General features: G+C 63.7%; 20 protein-coding genes and 1 tRNA gene. 16 read left to right on the top strand and 5 right to left on the bottom strand.

Features of this window, described 5'->3' with window-relative positions; all coding sequences use genetic code 11:
* The first annotated feature begins 56 nt into the window (after window positions 1–56).
* Window positions 57–1,541: a glutamate-cysteine ligase family protein gene (locus tag ACTHJ1_RS10365; RefSeq protein WP_440191704.1), complete on the top strand. Its 1,485-nt coding sequence runs from the start codon at window positions 57–59 to the stop codon at window positions 1,539–1,541.
* A gap of 67 nt (window positions 1,542–1,608) precedes the next feature.
* Here the strand turns inward: ACTHJ1_RS10365 and ACTHJ1_RS10360 are convergent, their stop codons facing one another.
* Window positions 1,609–2,778 (bottom strand): ABC transporter substrate-binding protein, encoded by a 1,170-nt coding sequence (locus ACTHJ1_RS10360; protein ID WP_440191638.1) that lies wholly within the window; start codon window positions 2,776–2,778, stop codon window positions 1,609–1,611.
* Entirely contained in the window at window positions 2,775–4,781 is a 2,007-nt protein-coding gene (locus ACTHJ1_RS10355; protein WP_440191635.1) for a SpoIIE family protein phosphatase, read from the bottom strand. The genes ACTHJ1_RS10360 and ACTHJ1_RS10355 overlap by 4 nt, the downstream gene beginning before the upstream one ends.
* 105 nt (window positions 4,782–4,886) lie before the next feature.
* Between ACTHJ1_RS10355 and ACTHJ1_RS10350 the strand changes: the two genes are divergently transcribed.
* Entirely contained in the window at window positions 4,887–7,367 is a 2,481-nt protein-coding gene (locus ACTHJ1_RS10350; protein ID WP_440191632.1) for an MFS transporter, read from the top strand.
* Here ACTHJ1_RS10350 and alr read toward each other — a convergent pair.
* Both alr and ACTHJ1_RS10340 read right to left on the bottom strand, forming a co-directional pair.
* Window positions 7,364–8,488: an alanine racemase gene (gene alr, locus ACTHJ1_RS10345; RefSeq protein ID WP_440191629.1), complete on the bottom strand. Its 1,125-nt coding sequence runs from the start codon at window positions 8,486–8,488 to the stop codon at window positions 7,364–7,366. The two genes, ACTHJ1_RS10350 and alr, sit on opposite strands and share 4 nt — an antisense overlap.
* Window positions 8,485–8,910 (bottom strand): ATP-binding protein, encoded by a 426-nt coding sequence (locus ACTHJ1_RS10340; protein ID WP_440191626.1) that lies wholly within the window; start codon window positions 8,908–8,910, stop codon window positions 8,485–8,487. Before ACTHJ1_RS10340 ends, alr begins: the two co-directional genes overlap by 4 nt.
* A gap of 85 nt (window positions 8,911–8,995) precedes the next feature.
* Between ACTHJ1_RS10340 and ACTHJ1_RS10335 the strand changes: the two genes are divergently transcribed.
* The 5 genes from ACTHJ1_RS10335 to ACTHJ1_RS10315 all read left to right on the top strand — a co-directional run bounded on the left by ACTHJ1_RS10335 (window position 8,996) and on the right by ACTHJ1_RS10315 (window position 13,828).
* Window positions 8,996–9,331, top strand: a complete 336-nt coding sequence (locus ACTHJ1_RS10335) for an STAS domain-containing protein (protein WP_440191623.1) — start codon at window positions 8,996–8,998, stop codon at window positions 9,329–9,331.
* 19 nt (window positions 9,332–9,350) lie between these two features.
* Window positions 9,351–9,806 (top strand): type III secretion system chaperone, encoded by a 456-nt coding sequence (locus tag ACTHJ1_RS10330; protein WP_440191620.1) that lies wholly within the window; start codon window positions 9,351–9,353, stop codon window positions 9,804–9,806.
* A 134-nt stretch (window positions 9,807–9,940) separates the two neighbouring features.
* Window positions 9,941–12,718 carry an inositol phosphate phosphatase SopB gene (locus ACTHJ1_RS10325; protein WP_440191617.1) on the top strand — a complete coding sequence of 926 codons (2,778 nt, stop codon included), beginning with the start codon at window positions 9,941–9,943 and terminating at the stop codon, window positions 12,716–12,718.
* Window positions 12,719–12,754: 36 nt separating this feature from the next.
* Window positions 12,755–13,240 (top strand): type III secretion system chaperone, encoded by a 486-nt coding sequence (locus ACTHJ1_RS10320; protein WP_440191614.1) that lies wholly within the window; start codon window positions 12,755–12,757, stop codon window positions 13,238–13,240.
* 45 nt (window positions 13,241–13,285) lie between these two features.
* Complete coding sequence (locus tag ACTHJ1_RS10315) at window positions 13,286–13,828, top strand: SecDF P1 head subdomain-containing protein (protein WP_440191611.1); 543 nt, start codon at window positions 13,286–13,288, stop codon at window positions 13,826–13,828.
* A gap of 54 nt (window positions 13,829–13,882) precedes the next feature.
* Here ACTHJ1_RS10315 and ACTHJ1_RS10310 read toward each other — a convergent pair whose 3' ends face one another.
* Complete coding sequence (locus ACTHJ1_RS10310) at window positions 13,883–14,770, bottom strand: LysR family transcriptional regulator (RefSeq protein WP_440191608.1); 888 nt, start codon at window positions 14,768–14,770, stop codon at window positions 13,883–13,885.
* A gap of 153 nt (window positions 14,771–14,923) precedes the next feature.
* On the opposite strand from ACTHJ1_RS10310, the gene ACTHJ1_RS10305 reads away from it, so the two are divergent.
* From ACTHJ1_RS10305 to ACTHJ1_RS10265, 9 genes are all read left to right on the top strand, one after another.
* The gene (locus tag ACTHJ1_RS10305; RefSeq protein ID WP_440191605.1) at window positions 14,924–15,925 is read left to right on the top strand and encodes a YeiH family protein; all 1,002 of its coding nucleotides are present in this window, start codon (window positions 14,924–14,926) and stop codon (window positions 15,923–15,925) included.
* A 93-nt stretch (window positions 15,926–16,018) separates the two neighbouring features.
* Window positions 16,019–16,094 (top strand) — tRNA-Lys (locus ACTHJ1_RS10300).
* Between the two features lie 423 nt (window positions 16,095–16,517).
* Window positions 16,518–16,988 carry a CsgE family curli-type amyloid fiber assembly protein gene (locus tag ACTHJ1_RS10295; RefSeq protein WP_440191602.1) on the top strand — a complete coding sequence of 157 codons (471 nt, stop codon included), beginning with the start codon at window positions 16,518–16,520 and terminating at the stop codon, window positions 16,986–16,988.
* Window positions 16,989–16,990: 2 nt separating this feature from the next.
* Window positions 16,991–17,356: a curli assembly protein CsgF gene (locus tag ACTHJ1_RS10290; RefSeq protein WP_440191600.1), complete on the top strand. Its 366-nt coding sequence runs from the start codon at window positions 16,991–16,993 to the stop codon at window positions 17,354–17,356.
* Window positions 17,357–17,406: 50 nt separating this feature from the next.
* Window positions 17,407–18,318, top strand: a complete 912-nt coding sequence (locus tag ACTHJ1_RS10285) for a CsgG/HfaB family protein (protein ID WP_440191597.1) — start codon at window positions 17,407–17,409, stop codon at window positions 18,316–18,318.
* 29 nt (window positions 18,319–18,347) lie between these two features.
* Entirely contained in the window at window positions 18,348–18,818 is a 471-nt protein-coding gene (locus ACTHJ1_RS10280; RefSeq protein WP_440191594.1) for a hypothetical protein, read from the top strand.
* Between the two features lie 87 nt (window positions 18,819–18,905).
* Window positions 18,906–19,526, top strand: coding sequence for a hypothetical protein (locus ACTHJ1_RS10275; protein WP_440191591.1), 621 nt, complete (start codon window positions 18,906–18,908; stop codon window positions 19,524–19,526).
* A 94-nt stretch (window positions 19,527–19,620) separates the two neighbouring features.
* Entirely contained in the window at window positions 19,621–19,944 is a 324-nt protein-coding gene (gene csgH / locus ACTHJ1_RS10270; protein WP_440191588.1) for a curli-like amyloid fiber formation chaperone CsgH, read from the top strand.
* Between the two features lie 215 nt (window positions 19,945–20,159).
* Window positions 20,160–21,059, top strand: coding sequence for a response regulator transcription factor (locus ACTHJ1_RS10265; RefSeq protein WP_440191585.1), 900 nt, complete (start codon window positions 20,160–20,162; stop codon window positions 21,057–21,059).
* Window positions 21,060–21,272: the final 213 nt, after the last annotated feature.

Raw genomic sequence — 21,272 nt, 5'->3', positions numbered from 1 at the left:
TTTGAACCAATTTCGGCAAGGGTAACGGATCGCCATCGGGTGATTTCACTGTGAACATGGCAATAGAAGAAGCGGGCTGCAAGCTGGGCCTGGAAATGGAAATGCCCGTGGTGCGTCGGGACGACGGCCGCAGCCACCCTGTGGGCGATCGTTATTTCGAGGCGCTGGCCGCATGCAAGCGCGGGCGCGGAGAAGACGCGGCTTTCGATTTTCTCGCGGAACGCGTCATGGGCGTAGTGGGCCCTCACGGCGAGAGCAGTCTGGATAACGGCTACAACCTGCTCGAAACTTCTTTCGCTCCGGTGGCGGGCGGGGTCGGCGGGCTGGACAGGCTGGCCGAACGCATCGGGCGCGAATTGCACGACGTGCGCCAGGCTCTGGACGCCGAGGGGGCGGCGCTGCTCAATGCGTCCGAACATCCGGACTGCTCGCTGGAGCCGGACTGGTATGCGGCGGTACGGGTCCCAAGGCCTATCTATCGCGAGCTGGTCGACTACCGGGGCTGGCTGCATCGCCTGGGCATCGACGCCAAGGCTCAGAACGGGCCGTGCACGTCTGTGCCCGTGACGCAGGCAGCGCGCGCACTCAATGCCGTATTGGCGCTGGGGCCGGCGAGCATCGCCCTGTTCGCCAACAGTCCGCTCGAATCCGGACGTGCGACGGGTCTGAAGGAAAACCGTTTGACGCTATGGGAGCGGGTCTTTCGTCCCGGGCGTTTCGCCGGCGACTATGCCCTGCAGCAATTGCCCGAGCGGCCTTTCGAAGACCTGGGCCATTATTTTCGTTGGATGTTCGGTGCTGATACAGCCAGCCGCGCCCTGCCGCTGACGCTTGGTGCGGGCTACAAGTCGGTCGCTTCGGTGCAGCTGCAGGACGATCCGCCGCTGGACCGTTTTCTGCGCTCGGATTCATGGCCCGGGCGGCGCATCGATACTGGTGAAATCGTCGATCTGCATCCGCACGGAGGGTATTTCGAATATTCGCAGTTCGCGCATTTTCTCGACGCGCGCTGGCGCTATCGATTGACGCAGGCGCCGCCGCTGGGCGAACTGCTCGACGCCTGGAGCCGGCCGCAGGGCATCGAGATCCTATACGAACGCTGCGGCGTGGACGGCTATATCGAAGGGCGTGCGCCGGGCGCGGTGTTCGCCGATGCGCAGCTGCTGGACGAGGCTGGAGCGGACATTGCGCGTACCGCGGTCGTGGCGCCCTCCGCGCTGCAGCTGGGCCTGATGCGCAATCTGCATCAGGCCGAGCAGCTCTGGCGCGACTGGGGCTGGGCCCGCTTGCGCGAGATGCGGGCCGACGCCGTTCGCCATGCGCTCGACGACGATGTCGTGCAGGCGCTGGCGCGCGACGTGCTCGAAGTGGCCCGCGCCGGCCTGCCGCCGGACGAGCGGCATTGGCTGGCCTATGCCGACTACGCACTGCAGACCCGCCGCACCGGCGCCGATCGTCTGCTGGCGCTATGGCGCAAACATGAAGGCCGCAGCGATCGCCTAGCCCGGGTACTCGAGCGCCGCGAGGTGCTGGCGCTTTAGATCGGCACAACAGTGCAAGGGCGTCGCTGCGTGAAGCGACGGCGATGTTCAGTGAGCGTGCTTTCGGTTATTGATAGACCTCGTCGGCCGCGAGAAGAATGTCCACCGGCGGATCGAAACCGATGGCGCGCGCGGTGGCGAGGTTGATCGCGATCTTGGCCGGGTCGACCCAGATCTGGCTGAGCTGGCGCGGCTTGGCGCCGTTGAAGATGCGCGCGATGGTCTCGGCATAGAACAGGCCAACGTAGGAGTAGCTCGCCTGGGCCAGGCTCATCAGCAGGCCGGCGCGAACTTGATCCGAACCCAGCATGGCAAAGCTGGGCACCTGCGCCTGGCGCAGAATGTCGGCCACCTGCGTGACCGCGTCGGGCGTCAAGCCGCGCTGCGCGGTGACATACATGGCGTCGACCTGCGTGCTCAGCCTGCGGTAGCAATCGACCGCATTGAGCGTGGCCTGCGCGGCGTCGATATTGGTTGCAGGGGCGTTGCACGACACGATCTTGAAGTGGTCTTCCTTGGCCACCTGTTCGACGGCGGAGACGGCCGCATAGGTGCGGCCCTCGGGGCTGTCTTCATAGACCAGGCCCAGCGTCTTGAAAGGCACGATCTGGTGAAACAGCTGCACCTGGCGCTGGTAGCGGTCGGGCTGCACGCGCGCGAACAGATTGTCCATGCCGCTGTCCTGGTCGCTCTTGATGATGCCCGAGCCCACCGGATCGCTGGTCGAGCCGACGACGGTCGGCACCGGAGCGCCCAGTGCGGCCATGTCCTGCCCGGCCCAGGTGCCCATGGCGATGATGAGATCGATGTCGTGCTTGTCCTTGATTCGTTGCTCGATGGCGGCGCGCATGACGGGCCGCTGGGCCGCGTCGAAATTGCCCGCCTGCCACCAGGCGTCGTCGACGAATTGCAGCGTGTTGCTCTTGGCATTGGTGGCGATGAAGTGCCACATCTGGTGCGAGTCCAGATCCGCGGGAATGGGCGGCAGGGTCAGCCAGCCCAGCTTTTGCAGGCCATCGACGACGGCGCGCAGCGTACGCGGGTATTCCGAATAGTTGCCGCCGTCGTAATAGCCCAGACGCCACCTGCGGCCATCGGGCCGGGCGTGCGGCGTGGTGGGAAAGACGCGCGTCTCGGCAGTCGGCGGCGCGCTTGCGGCGGCGGTTGCGGCCGCCTGCGCCAGGGAACCGGCCGACAGCAGGACGGCAGGCAGCAGGATGCGTAGCAGGAATTTCATAGGCGTCGTATCACCACCAGCGTGATGTCATCGAATTGTTCGGCTTGGCCGGCATAGGCGTCCACGTCTGCGACCAGGCGACCGGCCAGGTCGGCTGCCGCGGCAGGCGCGTCAGCGAGCAGGCTCAGCATGCGCTTGTCGCCGTATTGTTCATTGTCCGGGTTCATGGCATCGGTGATGCCATCGGTGTAGCCCACCAGGGTCTCTCCCTGTGCCAACTGCGTGTCCAGGCGGCGGTAGGGCAGATCTTCCTGGACGCCGCAGGCCGGGCCGCTGCGGCCCTCCAGCAGGCGCACCGCGCCGTCGGCGCCGATGACGGCCGGCGGAGGATGGCCGGCGTTGGCCCACGACAGCGCGCCGGTGGCAAGATCCAGCACGCCCAAAAGCAGCGTGACGAACATCATGTTGGGGTTGTTGGCCGACAGGCGGTTGTTGACCCGGTGCACAATGACGGCCGGGTCGGTCTCGTCCTCCGCCGTGGCGCGGATCAAGGTGCGGGTAATCGCCATGAACAGTGCTGCCGGCACGCCCTTGCCCGACACGTCGCCGACGGCCCAGCACAGCCGGCCGTCGGGCAGTTCGAAGTAATCGTATAGATCGCCGCCCACTTCCTTGGCCGGCCGCATCACGGCGTGCAGATCCACGCGCAGGCGAATTTCGCCGGCCAATGGCACCGGCAGCAGGCCCAGCTGAATGTCGTGGGCGATGTTCAGTTCGCTCTCGATACGCTGGCGCGACGAGGTTTCGCTCATCAGGCGGGCAACGTTTTCGCCCAGTTTGTCCTGCATGAAAAGAAACGAGGCTGCCAGCCGTCCGACCTCGTCGCGATATTGCCCGGGCAAAGCGGCGATCCGAGCCGGCGTCTCGGCGGGAGCGGTCAGATCCTGCTCGGGCAACTGGCGGGCGTAGTCGGTCAGCAGATCCAAGGGCCGTGTGATGCGCGCGGCCATCAGCCAGGCGCCTGCCAGAGCCAGCGCGAGCAGGCCGGCGAAAAACAGCGCCAGCCGGTTCACCAGCCGATGGGCCGGTTCGGTCAAGTCGCTGCGCGGCACGGCCGCGACCAGAGTCCAGCCCAGCGGCTTGTGATAGACCGCCTCGATTTCCCAGGCTTTGTCGGTTGCGTCCAGCCTGAATTGCAGCCGGCCTGCCGTGTGCCGGGCTTCGGTCAACATGGCCGAGAGCGGCTTGCCGGTGTTTTTGTCGATGGCATGGAGCAGATCGGCCCGTTCTGCGGGCGGCGGCGCCACCAGCCGGCCGTTGTTGTCGATGATGAAGACGAACCCCGATTTGGCCAGGGTGAGCCGCGCCAGCGAGGCGCGCACGGCGGCTTCCATGTTCTGGCGCTGGGTCTGCGTCAGTGTGAGCAGCGTGCGCGCATCGTCGGAAATGGCGAAAACCCAGTTCCAGGGCTGGAAATAACCGAAGTAGGCGTAGCGCGTTTCCATGCCGCCCTGGCTGCCGGGAATCGGCCAGCGGAACAGCGCGAAGCCGTGTCCCGATAGGCGGCTTTCGTCGGCCATGGACTTGGCCAGCAGCTGGCCCTTGATATCGCGGATGTCGGAGAGGTCGAGGCCGGCCATGTCCGGCGCGCCGCCAGCCAGCACCTTGTTGTGCGAGTCGTAGACGAAGGCGTAGCGCAGCGAGTTGAACTTCAGGCTGCCGATCCACGCAAGGGCCTGCTGCTGCGCAGCGGGCGTCGACAGGCGACCCGTGTCGGTCAGGGCCGCATAGCGAGACAGCACCGAGTTCATCATATTGCCCAGCTCGATGAGGTCGTTGCGATCCTGTCGCACCACGTTGATCTTGTCGTCGAGCAGCGCCCCCCAGCGCGCATCGGTGTCGCTCAGCACCAGGTTCAGGGTGTTGTCGACGGCGTGCTCTTCGCGGGCCACCACGGTTTGGGTGACGTCGCGCTGAGTGATCGGCATGACGACGGCCGCCACCACGAGCAAGATCGCGAAGACCAGCAGAAAGACCTTGCCGCGAAGGGAGCGGATGAACATGGAGGGATGGGTATGTGGTAAGACTGCGCGTATTTGATTTACCGATTGTAAAATGCGGGCCAGCCTTCGGGGTGAATTTGCCGCATTTCTCTTTGGGATGGCGCCTTGACTATCGCGCGTGACTCGATTTTGCGGAAGCTGTTGAACGGCCTGCACCGCCGTCCCGTGCTGGAGCTGACTTGCGCTTGCCTGGGCGTGCTGCTGCTCGCCCAGGCGCTGATCGGCGCTTTGAGCCTGTCGGCGCTGAACCGGCTGGCCACGGACACCGTGGCGGACCGCGCCGAGGTGGCCGCCCAGCGCATCGTGGGCAATATTCAGAACGGCTTGCGGCTGGGCAAGCCGCTCGGACAGTTCTTTGGCCTGAACGAAATCCTGCGCGACGGCATGGCCGACGCGAGCGGAGCGCGCGGCGTGGCGGTGGTGCTGGCCGATGGCCGCGTGCTCGAATCCGCAGGACAGACCGTGCCGGAGGCGGCCGAGCTGGGCCGCGCATTGGCGGGCGTGGCCAACGCCGAAATGCCCGCCGGTATGATGCGCCGAGGCAAGAATGAGGCCTCGGGCCGGGCTCAGGGAGAAGTGGTGCTTGCCGTGCCGCTGTTCGAAGACAAGGCCGTGGCCGGCGCCGTCGTGCTGGCCATCGAGCAGGACGCGGCAGCCAGCCGCGCGCTCATCGTCCACAACCTTCTGGTTCTGTTCCTGGCCACTGCGCTCGTGGGTTTCGCGCTGGCGGTGGTTTTCAAATGGATCGTGCCGCCGGCGCAGTTGACCGAAGGCGGCAGGGCGCGGTTCGCTGTGCCGCTGGCGGCGCTGCTGCTGGCTCAGGGCATTTACGCGGCCTCGACGATCACCACGTTTCGCGATACGTCGCTGCGCGTGGCGCACGACAGTGTGGCCGCTGCCGCCGCAGGCTTGCAGCGCGACCTCGACCGCGTGCTGGGCTACGGCATTGCGCCCGATCGCCTGCGCGGCGTGGACGTGCCGTTTCGGCGGCTGGCCGGCTATTTTCCCAACATCACGGCGATAGACTTGATCGACGTCTCCGGTCGCGTGCTCGATCGGGCCAACGCGCGCGGTGCGCAGCCTGTCGACGGCTTGGCGCGGACTCTGCCCGTCGCCGATGCGCTTACGCTGGTTCTACCGTTGAGCGGCGGGTCCTCGCGCGCCAATCTGGTCGTGCACCTGGACGACCGCGCGATCGCGGCTCAGGTGCGCAGCCGCATGCTCGACGCGGCGACCGTGGTGGTCGTGTCGGTGGTGGCTGCCGTCGAGATGCTGTTGCTGCTCTCGTTGCTGATGAGCCGCGCCTACGCCGTACGCGCGCTCGGCCGCGACGATGCGCCGCGCCGCGCGCAAGACATGTCCGACGTGGGTCGCATCGCCCGGCCGGTGATGTTCGGTTTTCTCTTCGCCTGGGCTTTGCCGCTGGGGTTCCTGCCCTTGTATGCGCGCAGCCTGTCCGCGGAAGGCCTGCACCTGCGGCCTGCCATGTTGATGGCCTTGCCCATTTCGGTCGAGATGGCGTGCGGCCTGATCGCCTCGCTGCTGGCGGGCAGTCTGACCGATCGCAAGGGCTGGCAGGTGCCGGTGCTGACGGGGCTGGGCATTTCGTTGGCGGCCTTCGTGGCCTGCGCTGCGGCGCCCGACCTGCCGTGGTTCGTGGCGGCCCGCGGCCTGGTGGGTCTGGGCTACGGCTTGACCTGGATGGGCCTGCAGGGCTTCGTGGTGACCGGCAGCCCGGCCGCATCGCGCGGCCGCAACATGACCGGCCTGGTCGCAGGTTTGTTTGCCGGACATATGGCCGGCGCCGCCGTGGGCGCGATGCTGATGGAGCAGTTGGGTTTCCGCTCGGTGTTCGTGGTGGGGGCGGCGATGCTGATCCTGCCTTGTATGGGTGTGCTGGTTCTGATGCGGCCTTATATGGTCCGGGTCGAAGCGCATGCGGCGCGCGTCGCCGCGCCGGCGCGTGTGCGCCTGTCGGCGATGCTCAAGCTTTTGGCTACGCGCGATTTCGGCCTGCTGCTGCTGGGCAGCGTGATTCCGTTTTCCGTCGCGCAGGTGGGCCTGTTGTCTTTCGCGCTGCCGCTTTATCTCGAAGCGCAGGGCTCGGCTTCGTCCAGTGTCGGCCGAGTGCTGATGATCTACGGCGTTTGCGTGATCTATGTGGGGCCGCTCATGGGTCGGCTGGCCGATCGGTTCGCGGTCAAGAAGTACTGGATCGTGGCTGGCGGCGTGGTGGGAAGCCTGGGCCTGCTGGGTTTGTATTTCGACAGCGGCCTGCTGGCTGCCGCGCTGGCGGTGTTGACCCTGGCGCTGGCCAGTTGCTGTACGGGAGCGGCGCAGACGCCCTATATGCTGGCGCTGTCGGACGTGCAGGACTACGGCGTGGCAGGCGCGACCAGCGTGCTGCGCGCGGCCGACAAGCTGGGCCAGATGGCCGGGCCCTTGGTGGTAGGCGTGCTGTTCGGCGCGCATGGGCTTGGCCTGGGACTGGCGCTGACGGGCGGCATCTACCTTGCGGCCACCGTGCTGTTTTTGCTGTTTGCGCCGGCGTTGCGCGCCCGCGGCGCGCTTCCATCTTCTTCTTAATCGCCAAGCATGGCCACGCGCGGCGTCAGGCCCGTGAGCAGCGCCGCGGATATCGTGCCGGCCGAAGCTGCGACGGCTTCCACCGTGTTGCGCGGATCGCCCCAGAGCACGACGACCGCGTCCGGGCCGGAAACGTCGATATCGGTCAGATCGACCGCCAGGGTGTCCATGGCGGGACGGCCCAGCAGCCGAGTCGGCTGGCCGTCGATCAACAGGGGCGTGCCGGTCTGGGCATGGCGCGGATAGCCGTCGGCATAACCGCAGCCGACCAGGCCTATGCGCATGGCAATGGGCGCGGTGAAGGCTGCGCGATAGCCCAGGCTGGCGCCTTGCGGCAGGGTCTGCGTCGCGAGCAGGCGAGCCGTGAATCGCATGGCGGGTTTCAGGCCCAGGGCCGGGCCGTCGTGCAGGTCGGGTATGGGGCTCGCGCCGTAGAGCAGGAGGCCGGGCCGGATCCAGTCGGTTTGCGCGGCATGCTCGGGATGCAACAGGAGCGCGGCGCAATTGCTAGTGGATATCGGACCTGGGCGGCCCGCGACAACGCGGCGAAAATGCAGATCGGCGTCGGCGATGCCGTCCGCATCTTCAGAGCGCGCGTAATGGTTCAGGTGGCCGATGTCCGCGACGCGGCCTTGCTCGCGCAACGCGGCGCAGTGCGCATAGGCTAGCGCATAGTCCTGGTCGTCGAACCCGCCCAGGCGCGTGTCGCCGGCATAACGCAGCCACACCGAGGGCGGCTGCGCCGAGGGCGCGGCCGCCTGCAGCCAGGCCAGCTGATCGGCATGCGAGATCACCAGATGCAGGTCGGACGAGCCCAGCAGCGCAGTCTCGTCCGGGCGGTGCAGGCCACCGTAGACCAGGATGGGACCGCGCCAGCCGGCCGCACGGCATGCCTGCGCTTCGGACAGATCGCGCACGGCCAGGCCGTCGGCGTCGCTCAGACCGGGCAGCACGCGTGCGATGCCGTGGCCATAGGCGTCGGCCTTGACCGTGGCCCAGATGCGGGCGCGGCTCGTGCCCAGCCGTTTGCGGACCTGCGCCAGATTGTGCGCAACCGCTTTGCTGTCGATATGAGCTTGCGCCTGCGCTGTCTGGATCATGCCGTGCGGCACGCCGCTCATGGCGCGGTTTCCATCACCAGAGTCAGGCAGTTCCAGCCGGCTTCGCGCTTGTAGACCAGGTCATGCAGATAGTGGCGCATCAGTCGTATCCCGTGGCCGCCGATCTCGGCGTCGTCCAGGTTGGTAACCAATGCGGCGGGAGGGTTCCCTGTCGGATCGTAGGCCCGCCCGTTGTCGCGCAGCTCGACTTCGATCAGGCTGCCGTCGCGGCGGCATTCCAGGGTGATGGCCGCCGGTGCGGCGCTGCCGGTAGACGGATCGAAGGCATACGACACGACATTGGCGAGCGCTTCGTCCAGGCTCAGCGTCAGGCCGAAGGCGGTTGCGGGAGACCAGCCCTCGCGCTCGGCGATGTCCTCCAGCCATTGGAGGGCGCGCGGTATCGCTTCGTCGTCGGGGGACAGTTCGAGCGTATCGGACATGGTCGACAGGTTCGGGTGTGGCCGGCAGGTCGTTGTATTATCGGCCAAATAACAACCGGACAACATTGGACGGCGCAACCACACCATGAATCTCGCGGTAGAAAAAGTCGGCGACGTGCTCGTCGCACAGCTCGAAGGGCAGATCAACAGCGCCAATGCCACTGGCCTGGAAGCCGACCTGATGGGGTATGTCGACAAAGGTCAGTACAAGATCGTGCTCGATCTTGCCCGGCTCAATTACATCTCCAGCGCGGGCTTGCGCGTCGTGCTGATGCTGGCCAAGCGACTCAAGCAGGCCGGCGGAGCGCTGTCGTTGTGCAATATTCAACCTGCCGTGCGCGAAGTATTCGACATCAGCGGCTTCCTGGCCATTCTGCCCGTGCGCGACACGCGCGAAGACGCCATCAGCAGCCTGGCCTGATCCGCGCAGCGAAACCCACATGGACCGCACACAGGCCGACGCTCACATCACCCGGCTCGGCGAAGTTCTGGGCCTGGCCGGCCTGGCGCTGGATGACCAGGGACTTTGCCTGCTGGCACTCGACGGCGGCGCGCTGCTCGTCAAGATGGGCTACCAGCCGCAATCGGGCAGCATCAACCTGATGATCTGCCTGGACAAGGTCGTGCCGACGCCCATGCAGATGGCCGACCTCCTGGCAGCGCATTTCGGCTGGGCGCATGTCGATACCGGCGTGTTCGCGATCGAGCCCGGCACCGGTGCGCTGGTTCTGCAGCGGCGCTGCGATGACGACGAGCTCGGGGCCGGGCTCTATTCCATCATCGATGCCATGGTCAATGTGTCCGAACGCTGGCGCGATCTGCTGTCGACGGGCGCGAGCCCGATGACCCCGTCGCAAGGCCGCAAACCGTTTTTCCCTCTCGCGGGGCGCGTGTAGGCGGTCGCTTCGGGGCGGCTGCGCGGGGCTGCCGAGTCAACCCTGCCGGAACTTTTTTCGCCTGCCGGGTTACTCAGTCGGCATCCAAGGCTTGCGTCCAGGCGCGAGCGACAAGAATGCAAGGAGATGACGGCATGGCAACTGGAATCGAGGGCTTTCGGCAGATTGGCACCGGCATGCTGGACATGGACCGAGAGGTCAAGCGCGACGTCAATCACGGCGGCGTGCGCCAGAGCAGCTCGTCCCGCCTGTCGGCCCGCATTCAGGGTTTTTTCAAATCTCCCGCAGCGCCGATGCAGCAGCTGCAGCACGTCAGCCGCGCCGGGGTCAAGCGCGAGTTCTATGACCTGTTGGTCAAGACCGAAGGCCGCGAAGGCGCCCAGCGCGCCATGCGCGCCGTGGTCGGAAACGGACTGGGCAACTGGCTCACGAACGATCGGCCGCTCACCACCCGCACGGTCAGCCTGGTACTGGACAAGGCTCAGGAGTACCGCATGGGCTGCGTCAAGCACAATGAAAAGCAGCTCGACGATGTCATCAAGAATTCGCGCTTGAACGAGCCGGGCTTGCGCGATGCGCGCGCCGAAGTCGCCCGCGCGATCAAGTCCGATCCGCGCTACGGCAGCGAAAAACTGTCCCAGGGCAACATCGACGATCTGGTCGATCAGGCGCTGGAGAAATACGAAAGCACACGCGCCGGCGAATGCGAAAAGCGCTTCCCGGGTTTGAGCGGACTGGTCAAGCAACCCGGCAGCGGGTTCGATAAGGTCGACCTGGAACCCAAGTCCCTGCTGGGCGGCATCGCCGTCACCTTCGGCGCCAAGGAGCCGGTGGTGACCAAAGGCCTGGCGGCCATGCAGGAAACCACCGCGCTGCTGGGCCAGAGCGCCTGGAACCAGACCGATCTCAAGAACCTGGGGCAGCAATTGACGGACAAGCGTGCCGAGGTCGACGGCCTGATCAATCAGGCCATCGAGCGCGACATCGTGCTGGGCGATCGGATCATCGCGCTTGACACGCAGATCGCTACGCTTGAGCAGCAACTGGATACCTTGCCGAGGAACGATCCCGGCCGGGATGGCCTGATCAATCAGATCGACGCCGCGAAAGAAGAGAAGGCGAGCTTGATTCCGACGCGCAATCTGCTGCTGGCCATGGAAGAAGACCTCCACCATCAACTAGGCCTGATCGACAGCAAGATCGCCTATGTGGACGAGCTTCGTCTGAACGACCCGCTGAGCGACCGCTCGGTCAAGCACAGCAATCTGGTGTGGGCCAATGCCGGCAACGTACTGCTAGACAGGCTCGACAAGGCCATCGAGGACGGCGACGTGCAGTTGGACGGCGCGCAGCGCCTGGCCTTGCAGAAAGCGCGGCTGGATTGGCAGGACAAGATCGGCGAAGTCGGCCGGACGTATCAGGACAGCGAAAACGGCGACCTGCAATCCATTTCGGGCAACAAGAAGGAAACCAACCATCCGATCGTGCAAGGCAAGCAGGACATCCAGAACCAGCTTCGCTCTTTGCTGGAGGGCGTGGGCGTTCCCAGAGACGCGCTCCAGGATCTGCTCAGCGACAAGTCCTGGAAGCAGGCCGAGCCCAAGGCGCTGTCCACCATGGAGACCTGGCAGCCGGTAAGCCGCGACATGGTCGTCATGCGCGACGGCGTGATGCGCACTTACAAGAGCGAGATCACGCCGGGGCATCTGATCGACCCGCGCCTGGGCGTGGTCGACCCGAACGGCAGAGTGGGCGGCACCAGCGCCGGCGTGACCGACAGCCTGGATCACGCGCGCAATCTCAAGGTGAGCAAACTTATCGGCACCGATGGGCAGCCCATGACCACGATGATAGGCCACGGCGTGCTCGACATGTGGGGCGTGCAGGATCCGCAGGCGCGCAGGCAGTCGAACGAAACCGGTGCCAAGGAGGTGCTCGAGCTCGCGCTGTCGAGCAACGACCGGCTGCGCACGACGCTGGAGACGCGCGATCCCCTCAATCCCGGCCCCAACCCCAGGCTGGTGCACGTCAGCGTCAACCTGATCTCGCCCGACAGCCTGCGCGACAATCTGGGCGTGAATGCCTATCAGGAGCGGACCTACACCTTCAATCAGTTCGAGGCCTTCGAGTCCAATTCCGGCACGGACAAGACGCTGCGCCTGCTGGGCGGCGATCACCAGAATCGTACGGCCACGGTCGACGTGGACACGATCACTTTTTCCTTCGGCATCAATGCCATCGCCACCGGCACGCGCGAGAAGTTCATGCGTACCTGGAGCAATGTGCACGAGCACAACACGCAGAACATGATCAAGCTGGTCGGCGATCTGGGCGAAGGCCGGTTCGGCGCGCGCGGCGCGCGTCCCGGCGGCTTCGTCGGCGATGTCTACGACAGGCTGGAGCGGGTTGCCAACGATGCGAACGACCCGAACCACGCGGTCGCGCAGGAAATGATGGGGCAGCTGCGTGCCCAGACCGACCTGGTCCGCGGCATGTTCACCGAAGAAGCCTTTCGCACGGGCAACGGCGACACCGCCAAGATGGGACGCGAGATCCTGGTGCTGCAAGGCATGGCCGAGCAGGGGCTGCAGCGGGTCGGGGCCGCCGATCTGGCCGGCACCATGTCCAAGGGCTGCAAGAGCGACAAGGACCGCGGCGGCGTCACCGACGTCGAGGTCAAGTCCAAGCTCATCCTGCGCGATATGGGCGGCGAGATGAATCCCGACGAGACGCTGCAGGGCGACGACCAGGGCGTCTATTACACGGTCAGTTCCAGTTCGGGCCAGCTGGAGAACCAGCGCTGGAACACCGGCCTGCCGGGCAGCAAAGAAGCCGGACACCTCAAGGACCGTCTGCCCGATCCGCAAGTGCGGCAGTATCTCTGCGGCCTGGGCGCGTTCGCCAAAGCCTGACGACAATCCGATCACGAGCATCCACAAGGAGTCATCATGTCCCTTACCGCATTCCAGGCGCTGGTCGCCGAACTGGGTCAATCGCTGGGCATGGCCGGCATGTCGGCCGGCGAGGACGGCTACATCGGATTGACCATCGACAAGCGGGACGTCCATCTCCAATACGAGGCGGAAGAAGACACCGTCGTGTTGTTCAGCCGGCTGCAGGAAGTCGACCCCGACCGGCGCGATGTCGTCTACGGCATGCTGCTGGCCGCCAACGTGCTGTGGCAAGGCGCCAACGGCGCCACGTTCAGCGCCGATCCCGACACCGGCCGAATCTTCCTGGCCGACCGGCGCGCGCGCGCCGCGCTGGACGTCGATGCGCTGAGCGCGTGGATCGAACGCTTCGTCGATACCGCCGGCTACTGGTATGCCCGTATCGAGGCGGCCAATGCCGGAGGCCCGCTGCAGGACGCCGACACGGCGCCCGCGGGGGCGTTCACCCCCGGCGGCCTGCCCCCCGGCATGGGCCTGGCCTGAGCCTGTACACTCGCACGATCTGTCCGACACAGAAGGAAGCCCCCTATGCAAAGGACCCTGCGGTCGCTTGCTTACATCCTGGTTCCCGCCGCGCTGATGGCGGCCTTGGCGGGTTGCGGCAACGTGCCGTCGAGCAACGGCGCAGGCGGCCCTCAAGCCGTCGCCACGCCGGTCGTCGTCACGGATCCGGTCGATATTTATGTGGCCCAGTCGCAGGCGGCTTCCGGGCTGAACGCCGTGACCGTGCCGGGTGGCGTGATCTACGTGCAACGCATTCCGGTGCTGACCCGTGCGGACCTGACCGATGCGGCCGCCATGATCGATCAGCAAGGGCAGCATTTCGTGGGCTTGCGCTTTACCGACGCGGGCACGCGCAAGCTGGCCGCGGCCAGTTCCAGCAATATCGGGCGCATGCTGGCTCTGGTGGTGGGTCGCCAGTTGGTGGCGTCGCCGCGCATCACCGAACCGCTGAACCGCGGGGTGCTGGCCTTCGGCGTACCGACTCAGCAGGCGGCGCGGGACATCGCTGCCCGCATCCGGGGCGAGGAGACCGCGACCCAGCCGACGGCGCTGCCGGCGGTGCAATAGGCGCGGCACGGCCCCCGCGCAGCCTTTCTGATTGCGAGTGGCGGGCCTGCCTCGTCATGCGCCGAGGCTGGCGCGCAAGGCTTGCAGAAACGCCTCGCTCGTGGGGTTCAGGTGCGCGTTGGCGCGGCGGATGACGCTCAGCTGGCGACGGATCATCAGGTGCTCGACGGGGAGCGCCGCCAACATCCCCTCGCTCAATTCCCTGGCGATGCTGATGCGCGGCAGCCATGCAATGCCGCCGCCATACATCACGGCCTGCTTCAATGCCTCGGTATTGCCGAACTCCATCACACTGCCTTGCCGGATGCCGTTGGCTTCGAGCATATCGGCAATGAGTTCGCGCGTGCCCGAGCCGTGTTCGCGCATCAATAGCGGCAGGCCGTCGATGTCGGTCGCCATGACTCGCCTTTGTTTCAGCAGATCGTGGTTCGGCGCCACCACCGGCACGAGATCGTCCTGCTGGAACGGTTCGGCCACCAGCCCGCCGACATGCAGAGGGCCTTCGATGAAGCCGAGCGCAAAGCGCATGTCCGCGACCCCTTGAGAGATCTGTTCGGTATTGCCGACGAACATGGTGATGCGCACAGCCGGATTGTCGCGGCGAAATACGGCCAGGCGCTGGGGTAGAACATACGTGCCGTTCGTGTTGCTGGCGCCGATGGACAGATGTCCCATGCGCGCATCGGAGATCTCCTGCATTGCGGACTGGGCCGTGCGGGAGATGTCGAAAAGGCGCGTCGCATACTCCTGCAGCACCTCGCCGGCATGGGTCATGCGCATGCCGCGCGGCATGCGCTCGAACAGCGTGACGCCCAGGCGCGCTTCGAAATCCTTGATTTCACGGGACAAGGCGGGTTGCGAGATATGCATCCGCTGCGCGGCGGCGGAGATACTGCCTGTCTCGGCGATCGCATTGAAGATGGCCAGGTGATGAAGGTTCATATGCATTTTTTATATGGGTGGCATCATATAATTGTATTTTATTTATACATAACCGGCAGTCATAATTCGTTCCGTCTTTAAGCACGGGTGTGGCGCGGATGCTGCGCAATGTCGTCTCCCCTGCCGCCAACGAATTTGAAAAGGATTTCCGTCATGAGCCGTCTTCCCCTGCGAGCCAACGCGGCAGGCTTGTTCTTATCCTTGGGTGTGGCCGGCGTCGCGCTCTGGCTCGGGAATATGGAGCCGGTGATCGGCGGCCCGGTTTTCGGCATCCTCCTGGGCATTCTGGTACGCGCCTTCTTCGCGCCGGGCGAGCATTTCAACCCCGGCATCGGCTTCGCGTCGAAGTACGTTCTGCAATGGTCGATCATCGCGCTGGGCGCCGGCCTGAGTCTTGCTCAGGTCGCTCACACCGGTCTGGACTCGCTGGCCGTCACGGTCGTGACCATATCGGTTGCCGGCCTTTCCGCAGGGGGGCTGGGGCGCTTTCTGGGGGTGGGCGGCAAGCTCAAGCTGCTGATCGGCGTTGGCACCGCCATCTGCGGCGGATCGGCCATTGCCGCCATTACGCCGATCATCAAGCCCGACCAGCACGAAACCGCGTTCTCGATCTCGACGATCTTTCTCTTCAACATCGTCGCCGTGCTGCTGTTTCCGGCGCTGGGCCATATGCTGCATCTGTCCGACGCGGGCTTCGGCATGTGGGCGGGCACTGCGATCAACGACACTTCGTCCGTGGTGGCCGCGGGCTACAGCTACAGCACGGCCGCCGGCGACTTCGCCACCATCGTCAAGCTGACGCGCGCCACGCTCATCATCCCGATCTGCCTGGCACTGGTGGTCATCGTCGCTTACCGCGAAAAGCGCCACGGCAAGAACAACTTCAAGCTCTCGCGCGTGTTTCCCTGGTTCATCCTGTGGTTCCTGGTGGCATCGGCCCTGCGCACCGCCGGGGCGTTTCCGTCCGGCGCGCTGCCCGTCATCCATTACGCAGCCGAAGTCATGATCGTCGTCGCACTGACCGCGATCGGCCTGTCGTCCAACCTGCGGCGCATGGCGCAGACCGGCGTGCGGCCCATCCTGCTGGGCCTGGGCGTCTGGGCTGCGGTATCGATCAGCAGCCTGCTCGTGCAGGTGGTGATGGGGCAGTTGTAAAAGCGTGTCCGATCGGCGGGCATCCCGATGGATCGGGGCAGGGCCTTTTTGACCGGACTCTCCGAGATATGCCATAATCGCGGGCTTCTACGGGGGTCGATAGCTCAGTCGGTAGAGCAGCGGACTTTTAATCCGTTGGTCGCGAGTTCGAGTCTCGCTCGACCCACCAGTTTTTTTCCTGAGCAATCAGACGCCTACGCCACCTTTGCCGGTGGCGTTTGTGTTTCTGGCGAGGCATCGTGACGCAAATGTGCCGTAGATGCCATGACCACCGCACCCATACTCTCGGCGTGCACGACCAGATCGGCTGGTCTCAGATGGCCCCATCTCTCCCGGCAGTGCCCTATCTCTCCTGACAGCACCAAGTTATCCGACGAGCCTGGAGAGATGGGGCAATCCCACATCAAGCTCCAGGACGCAGGTCTTGGATATCAGGCAAATCTCCTAGGGATTCAACACGGCTAGGCCTAGGAAGTTTGGCTGATATTTAGCTTACAAATGCGGACATAAGATTTCTTCCATGCAACAGGCCGTCAGGCCTTGTTAAGGGAAGAGAGAAATGTTGCGGTTTGCGATCAAATTTGGAGCGCTCGTGCTCGCCGCCGCGGTGGTTCCTTCGGCGGTTGCGGTCAAGCTCGCGCCAAAAACGACCGCGCCCAACACGGCCGCGTCCAATCCGGCCGAGCCGAACCCCCCCAACGGCAAGCTCAATGATCAGGGCGACATTAATTCCGAACCCCTGGCCGGGTTGGTCATCAACCGGACCAAAACCGTATTGGGCTGGGATTTCTACAGCAATTTCGCGTCTCTCTGGTCGTCGCTGCATCCGGAATCCCGCGACAACCTCACGATCATCGAACGTCCGACTGCCCAGTTCGGCAGCGAGATCTCGATAACTTTCGCGAACGACACGGTCGTCTATCACGTCTTTCTGCCGCCTACGCGCTCGCGCGTGCAGGAGCAAAGCAGCCAGGCGGTGCAAGTCGTTAGCGACAACATCATCAGAATCGAAGTCCAACGCAAGATCTTCAAGGATTTTGATCTGGGCCCTGAGGAGCTGTGATCATGCGTGTGAACCAACAACAATCAAGCAGCAGGCGTGGCGCGTACTTGGCTCTTTTGGCAGGTGCCGCAATGTTGACAGTCGCGCCAGGCGCGGCGCTGGCCGGGCAGCTGCTCTATACCCCGGTCAATCCGGATTTTGGCGGCAATCCGCTCAACGGCCCGAATCTCTTGAACAGTGCTCAGGCGCAAAAGCGATTCCCGTTGCCTACGGCCGGCCTGCCCACCTTCGATAACGGCATTGTCGCCCAGACGAGCAACACCTTGATCTTTCAAAGGGGTAGTGAGTACTACGCCTACAACATCGATACCGGGACGCTGACGCTGATCAATTTCAATCAATTTTCGACGACGGGTGTACAGCCATGAGCGCGTATAGGGAGGTCCCCATCCCCGCTTATGCGGCGCGCATCCGCTGCTTGAGCCTCGCCGCCATGTGTGCGATCGCTTTGTCGGCATGCGGAGCGCTTAGGCAGCCCGCCGATGCGTCTGGACCGGCAAAGCTCACACCGCCTTCTCCGTCGATGGTTGAGCTGATGCAATTGCCGCCGCCGGAGCGCAAGATTGTTGCGGCTGTCTACGGTTTTCGCGACGAGACCGGACAATACAAACCCTCGCCGGATAGCGCGTTTTCAACCGCGGTCACCCAAGGCGCGTCTGCTTTTCTGATCAAGGCGCTACGGGACTCGGGCTGGTATACCCCGGTGGAGCGCGAAGGCCTGCAGTCATTGCTGACCGAGCGTCGCGTGCTGCGCGCCATCGAGGTCTCGCCGGGGCCCAACGGCAAGCCGCCCGCGACGGAGCCGGCCACTGCAATTCCCAACCTGATACCGGCGTCGATCATCTTCGAAGGCGGCATCGTCGGGTATGACACCAATACTCGCACCGGCGGCCTGGGGGCCAAATTTCTTGGCATCAGTCTGTCGACGCAGTTCAGCGTGGACCAGGTCACCGTCAATCTGCGCGCCGTCGATGTGAATACCGGCGCGATCTTGGACAGTGTCTCGACCACCAAGACGATTTATTCGTACGAAGTCCATCCCGGGTACTACCACTTCGTCAATTACTACGATTTGCTGGAACTCGAGGCTGGCTACACCAGCAATGAACCCGCTCAGCTCGCGGTAAAGGCAGCTATCGATGCGGCCGTGCTGCATCTGACCGTGCAGGGTATCGAGAACAATCTTTGGCGTTTGCGCAACCCTGCCGATATCAACTCGGCCATCATCCAGCGCGTCCTGCATGAAGAAGAAACTCGAGTCAAAGCGTCAGTTCCCCAGGCATCGGGCGCGGCCGATCAGGCTGAGCAAGTTGTTATGTCTGGTCATTAGCCGAAAGCGTGACCGAGGAGGTTGCCATCATGAAATTAGCAATGCATATCGAGAGCCGGTCGAGTTGGCGGCGATTTCTGGGCATGTTGGTCGTGGCGTTGGCGTTGCCTGGCGCGGCGCAGGCGCAGGCCATGGATCTCTATCCCACATCAGAATTGCCCGCAATTGAATTAGGGCATGGTTCGACCGCGGCGGTCATGCAGCGGGGCGCCAACAACGACTCGCAAATTACCCAGGTAGGCGCCAGCAATGTGGGCAGGGTTGCACAATCCGGTGCTAACAACGAGGCCAATGTGCTGCAAACCGGTGTCGGCGAAATTGGCGCCATCCTGCAGATCGGCTACGGCAACGAAGCGTCGTTGAAACAGTACCTCAGCGGCGGTCGTGCCGATCTCACCCAGATTGGAACCAATAACCAACTCAGCGTGGTTCAGCGCTACACCCCGTACGTGCCTGTCACGCAGATAGGCAACAACCTTCAACTCAAGCTGTATCGATAGCCCGTTTCCGCAAAGCCCGGTACCAAGACCGCTGGGCGGCGTTTTTTGAACCAAGGTCTTGACAACTCTAGCTAGAGGACTATTGCCATGAAATCCAAACTTTGCGCTATCTCGGTCGGTGTTGCACTGGCCTTGGCTGGTACGGCTGCCTTTGCCGGCAGTACTGCCACCACCGATCAGTTCGGCTTCGCCAACGGTGCCACTGTCACCCAGAAGTACAACGCCAATGCCGATGCCTATATCGGTCAAACCGGCTCCCTGAACCAGGGTGACATCACTCAAAACTACACCCACGGCAATACCGATGCCACCATCAACCAGAACGGTTTTGGCAATCATGCGACCGCCTACCAGGCGTCCACCTGGGGTGCCAATTCCGACATCTCCCAGACTGGCGTCGGCAACTACGCCAAGACCGACCAGACTTATGGTTTCGGCCAGGACGCCAAAATCGTCCAGGTGGGTTACGGCAACCACGCCATGGCAACTCAGACCGGCAACACCAATGCCGATGCGTCGATTTCCCAATACGGCATGTCCAACGTAGCGACCTCGACGCAGAAGTACGGCTTTAATCAGGATGCCACGATCTACCAGGTCGGCGCCCTGAACAACGCCATGGTGAGTCAGACGGGTTCGTACCTGACCTCGCATCAGACTCAGGTCGGCACGGCGAACCACTCCGTCGTAACCCAGGTCGGCTTCTGATCGCCGCCTCGACGACCTACCGCGGTCTGCGTACAGATAGCCTGGCCGGGCTATCTGTGCGTTTACGCTTTCCCCGGATAACCAGGAGCTCTCCATGATGGTTGCCGACATGAACTTGCACGTCTGGCTTGGGACTGTGCCCAACGCTCCGCCTGGCATTATCGCGACTTATGTGCAAAGCCCTGAAGAGGGAGATTTGCAATACAGGCTCAACGTCGTCAAGCAGGGCCGATCCGGTTCCTCGACGATCAGTCAAGGCGGCGCCGTGCATGTTCAGGCCAACGCGCCGACGGCTTTGACGAGGTTTTCGTTATCGGTCGGTAAAAACGATAGCTGCCGCATCGAACTGACTCTGCTGGCCGATGGTGTCCAGTCCGGGGTCTATCAGTTCGAGTGCCCCCGCACCCCTGGTCGCTGACGGCGTCGCCTGTAGGTGCGTCTGATCCGCTCTGAAGACATCAACAACGGTCACGGCACGCAGGCATAGTCACAAAATGCCGCCACAAGTCAGTAACTCTTGTTAAGCATTGTCACTCTCTTTGCCGCCAGGATATTGAGCATGATCAATTGATCGGCATGGGTTTCAAAAATAATGGGCCATAGATCCACATTTTCCTGCGCGGGGTGGAAGCGATGGTCACTATTGCAATTGTCGAACCGAATGCACTGATACGCATGGGCATTCAACAGGTCCTGAAAACCCTGCCTGATGACATCCTTTGCGTTGAACTGGATTACACGCAACTCTTCAACGGTAGCGGCAATTCGCAAATCGATCTGATGTTGCTCGCGGTGCCCGATACGATCGAGCTCACGCTCCAGTTGGTGGAGATCGCACAGCGCAGCTATCGACCGCAACACATCGTGCTGCTCTCGGAGACGCCGATCCTGCCTTATTCCCTGTCCGATTTGCCTCCGATTCTGAGCGGCTATATCTCGAAGTGCGCGTCGGCCGATATGATGATGGAGTCGATTAACGTCGTGCTGGCCGGAGGGACCTGCGTTCCCAGCTCATCCGTCACTGCCGGCCAGATTTGCACTCGACCGCGCGATGGTGTCGCGCCCAGGCGCCGTTGGTATGAGCAGTCTGCGTCGCCAATACTCAACGGCGAACCCGCGCACCCAATGCCGGCCAATTTGCTAGCGAAACCGGGTCAGCCGTGCCGCCCCATGAACGGTCTCGCCCCTTCTTCGCAGACCCTGCAGCCCATAACGCGGGCTGACCCGTCGGCGCCGCTGCCGTCCACCGAATTGATCGAAATCGAAGCGGCGCTGCTTAAGTTGACACCTCGCCAGTACATGGTGCTCGCGTTGCTGGCCCGGGGCTATCCGATGAAAAAAATCAGTCGTGAGCTCAATATCTCGCTCGCCACGGTCAAAACGCATACCGAAGCCATCTACCTGCGTCTTTCTGCCAGCAACCGCAATGGGGCAGTCTATGCTGCGTTGTCGCGCGGGGCGTCGCTGGGCTGGCCCGATTTGAGAGTGTCCTCGAGCAGTGATTCGAGGCTGCGAAAAGATGAGCGCGTCTGAATCAGCCAGACAGGCGGGGATCACGGCGGGATGTCGTGGCACGAGATGGTTATGACGCCATAGGGTCGAGCGGCCGCGCGCATTTCTGGCGTGGATGCTCCGAGCGCCGTACCCGTGTTTTTGCCAGAAAGTCCGATATATGGACCTGGTATCTCCACGCATTTGAGTGACTGGCTTTTAATACCTAGAATTAAAAAATAAAGGTGTTAATCA

This window comes from Bordetella sp., assembly GCF_051960075.1.
Taxonomy (GTDB): Bacteria; Pseudomonadota; Gammaproteobacteria; order Burkholderiales; family Burkholderiaceae_B; genus Bordetella.
Note: the sequence above shows the minus strand (reverse complement) of the source record. Positions and strands in the feature narration are given on the sequence as shown.

Excerpts from the sequence above, each read along its gene's own strand:
- ACTHJ1_RS10365 (WP_440191704.1), top strand. The coding sequence starts at position 57 with ATGGCAATAGAAGAAGCGGGCTGCAAGCTGGGCCTGGAAATGGAAATG.
- ACTHJ1_RS10360 (WP_440191638.1), bottom strand. The coding sequence starts at position 2,778 with ATGAAATTCCTGCTACGCATCCTGCTGCCTGCCGTCCTGCTGTCGGCC.
- ACTHJ1_RS10355 (WP_440191635.1), bottom strand. The coding sequence starts at position 4,781 with ATGTTCATCCGCTCCCTTCGCGGCAAGGTCTTTCTGCTGGTCTTCGCG.
- alr (WP_440191629.1), bottom strand. The coding sequence starts at position 8,488 with ATGAGCGGCGTGCCGCACGGCATGATCCAGACAGCGCAGGCGCAAGCT.
- ACTHJ1_RS10340 (WP_440191626.1), bottom strand. The coding sequence starts at position 8,910 with ATGTCCGATACGCTCGAACTGTCCCCCGACGACGAAGCGATACCGCGC.
- ACTHJ1_RS10335 (WP_440191623.1), top strand. The coding sequence starts at position 8,996 with ATGAATCTCGCGGTAGAAAAAGTCGGCGACGTGCTCGTCGCACAGCTC.
- ACTHJ1_RS10330 (WP_440191620.1), top strand. The coding sequence starts at position 9,351 with ATGGACCGCACACAGGCCGACGCTCACATCACCCGGCTCGGCGAAGTT.
- ACTHJ1_RS10325 (WP_440191617.1), top strand. The coding sequence starts at position 9,941 with ATGGCAACTGGAATCGAGGGCTTTCGGCAGATTGGCACCGGCATGCTG.
- ACTHJ1_RS10320 (WP_440191614.1), top strand. The coding sequence starts at position 12,755 with ATGTCCCTTACCGCATTCCAGGCGCTGGTCGCCGAACTGGGTCAATCG.
- ACTHJ1_RS10315 (WP_440191611.1), top strand. The coding sequence starts at position 13,286 with ATGCAAAGGACCCTGCGGTCGCTTGCTTACATCCTGGTTCCCGCCGCG.
- ACTHJ1_RS10310 (WP_440191608.1), bottom strand. The coding sequence starts at position 14,770 with ATGAACCTTCATCACCTGGCCATCTTCAATGCGATCGCCGAGACAGGC.
- ACTHJ1_RS10305 (WP_440191605.1), top strand. The coding sequence starts at position 14,924 with ATGAGCCGTCTTCCCCTGCGAGCCAACGCGGCAGGCTTGTTCTTATCC.
- ACTHJ1_RS10290 (WP_440191600.1), top strand. The coding sequence starts at position 16,991 with ATGCGTGTGAACCAACAACAATCAAGCAGCAGGCGTGGCGCGTACTTG.
- ACTHJ1_RS10280 (WP_440191594.1), top strand. The coding sequence starts at position 18,348 with ATGAAATTAGCAATGCATATCGAGAGCCGGTCGAGTTGGCGGCGATTT.
- ACTHJ1_RS10275 (WP_440191591.1), top strand. The coding sequence starts at position 18,906 with ATGAAATCCAAACTTTGCGCTATCTCGGTCGGTGTTGCACTGGCCTTG.
- csgH (WP_440191588.1), top strand. The coding sequence starts at position 19,621 with ATGATGGTTGCCGACATGAACTTGCACGTCTGGCTTGGGACTGTGCCC.
- ACTHJ1_RS10265 (WP_440191585.1), top strand. The coding sequence starts at position 20,160 with ATGGTCACTATTGCAATTGTCGAACCGAATGCACTGATACGCATGGGC.